This window comes from Cellulomonas endophytica (assembly GCF_004123805.1).
GTDB lineage: Bacteria > Actinomycetota > Actinomycetes > Actinomycetales > Cellulomonadaceae > Cellulomonas > Cellulomonas endophytica.
The window spans coordinates 1-2003 of record NZ_RWJX01000157.1 but is presented as its reverse complement, the minus strand read 5'-3'; the positions used below and the strand labels follow the sequence as shown (position 1 = coordinate 2003).

General features: G+C 80.2%; 3 protein-coding genes. All 3 read left to right on the top strand.

Going from position 1 to position 2003, the window contains the following annotated elements; all coding sequences use genetic code 11:
- Window positions 1-700 (top strand): helicase-related protein (locus tag EJA20_RS18410; protein ID WP_276319560.1); only part of this gene is annotated, 700 nt, incomplete at its 5' end.
- 55 nt (window positions 701-755) lie between these two features.
- Complete coding sequence (locus EJA20_RS18405; protein WP_129339945.1) at window positions 756-1445, top strand: ABC transporter ATP-binding protein; 690 nt, start codon at window positions 756-758, stop codon at window positions 1443-1445.
- 59 nt (window positions 1446-1504) lie between these two features.
- A partial coding sequence (locus tag EJA20_RS18400) for a DUF6297 family protein (RefSeq protein WP_240675647.1) occupies window positions 1505-2003 on the top strand: 499 nt, incomplete at its 3' end.

The window sequence follows — 2003 nt, the reverse complement described above, 5'->3', positions numbered from 1 at the left end:
GCCCGGCGGGGGCCCGGCGGACGGCGACGGCGCGCAGCCCCCGCCCCGGGACGGGCGCGGCGGCCCGACCGCGCCGCCGCGCGCCCCGCTCCGGGCGGTGCTCGAGGTCGTCGAGGAGCTGCGCGCCCGGCGGGAGCTGGCCGGCACCGCCGTGGGCGTGCTGCACGGCCGGATGACGCCCGAGGAGAAGGACGCGGCGCTCGCGGCCTTCGCGGACGGCACGGTGCCGGTGCTCGTCGCGACGACGGTCGTCGAGGTCGGCGTGGACGTGCCCCAGGCGACGGCGATGGTCGTGCTCGACGCGGACCGGTTCGGCGTCTCGCAGCTGCACCAGCTGCGCGGGCGCGTGGGGCGGGGGAGCGCGCCGGGGGTGTGCCTCCTCGTCGCCGACGCCGCACCCGGCACGCCCGCCGCGACGCGGCTGGAGACGCTCGCGCGCACGTCGGACGGGTTCGAGCTGGCGGCCGTGGACCTCGAGCTGCGCCGGGAGGGCGACGTGCTCGGGTCGGCGCAGTCGGGCGGCGGCTCGTCCCTGCGGTTCCTGCGCGTGACGCGGGACGGCGCGGTCATCGAGCGGGCGCGGCAGGACGCGCGCGCCCTCGTGGCGGAGGACCCCGACCTCGCCGGCCACCCGCTGCTCCGGGCCGCGATCGGGAGGCAGCTGGCCGGGGAGCGCGAGGAGTTCCTCGACCGCACGTAGGCCGGGGACGGCGGCCGGTGCGGGCGGCGCGACCTGCGCGGCTACCCTGGCGCGCATGGCCCGACCTGTCGTCAGCGCGAAGGGCCTGCTCGTCGGGTACGGCGGCGAGCCCGTGTGCGCGCCGGTGTCGTTCGTGCTCCCCGCGGGTCGCGCCGTGGCGCTCGTGGGCGCGAACGGCTCCGGCAAGTCGACCGTCCTGCGCGCGGTGCTCGGCCTGCTCGAGCCCGCCGGCGGCACCCTGCGGGTCCTGGGCGAGCCCGTCGACGAGCGCTCCGTCGCGGTGCGGCGCGCGGTCGCCGCGGTCCTCGACGACGACGCGTGGTTCCCGGCGCTGACGGTGGCCGAGCACCTCTACCTCACCGCGCGCGGGCACGGGGTGCTGGGCGCGGACGGGCTCGTCGCCGGGCTGCTGGAGGAGTTCGGCCTGGCGGACCACGCACGCTCGCTGCCCGTCGCGCTCTCCTCCGGGCAGCGCCGGCGCCTCCTGCTGGCCGCCGGGTTCGTGCGGCCGCGCTCGCTGCTCGTGCTCGACGAGCCGGAGCAGCGCCTCGACGCGGCGATGCGCACCCGCCTGGCCGAGCGCCTCGTCGCGGAGAAGCGTGCCGGCGGCGCGGTGCTGCTCGCCACGCACGACCCCGTCCTCGTGCGCGCCGTGGCGGACCGGGCGGTCGTCGTGGCGGACGACGAGGTGCGCGTCGTGCCGGCGGCCGAGGGTGCCGCCCTCATCGACGGGGTGCCCGCGTGAGCCCCGCGCCACCGGGTCACGACGACGAGCCGGTGGTCCGGCCTGGACGCGTCGGCGAGGTGCCGACCGCACGCGCGGTCCGTCGCTGGACGGCGCAGGCCGGCAACCGGCGGGGCGGCGCGAGCCTGGGGTCCCTGCTCGGCGACGTCTACTACGCGGCGGTCCTCGTCGCCGTGGGCATCGGGGTGGCGCTCGGCGCGGCGAACCTCGTCCAGCACGACGCCCCCGCGCGGCGCGCGGACGTGCCGGTGGTCCTCGACCTGCCCGTCCTCGTCGTCGCGGCGGTGCTGGCGCTCGCGGGTGCCCTCGTGTCGCTGGCGGGGCGGCTCGGGCCCGTGGGGCTCGGCGGCGCCGAGGCCACGTGGTGGCTCGGGCTGCCCGTCGACCGGCGCGGGCTGCTGCGGCCGCCGGCGCTGCGGCTGCCGCTCGTCGCGGCCGGCGCGTCCGCGGCCGTCGTCGCGGTGCTCGACGCCGGGTTCGCGGACGGCGCGGGCGCGCGCCTGGGCCGGGTCGGCCTCGCCGCGGCGCTCGCGGGCGCCGGCCTCGTCCTGGCGGCGG

Bases quoted from the DNA above. Each gene is read 5' to 3' on its own strand.
- EJA20_RS18405 (WP_129339945.1), top strand. From the start codon at position 756: ATGGCCCGACCTGTCGTCAGCGCGAAGGGCCTGCTCGTCGGGTACGGC.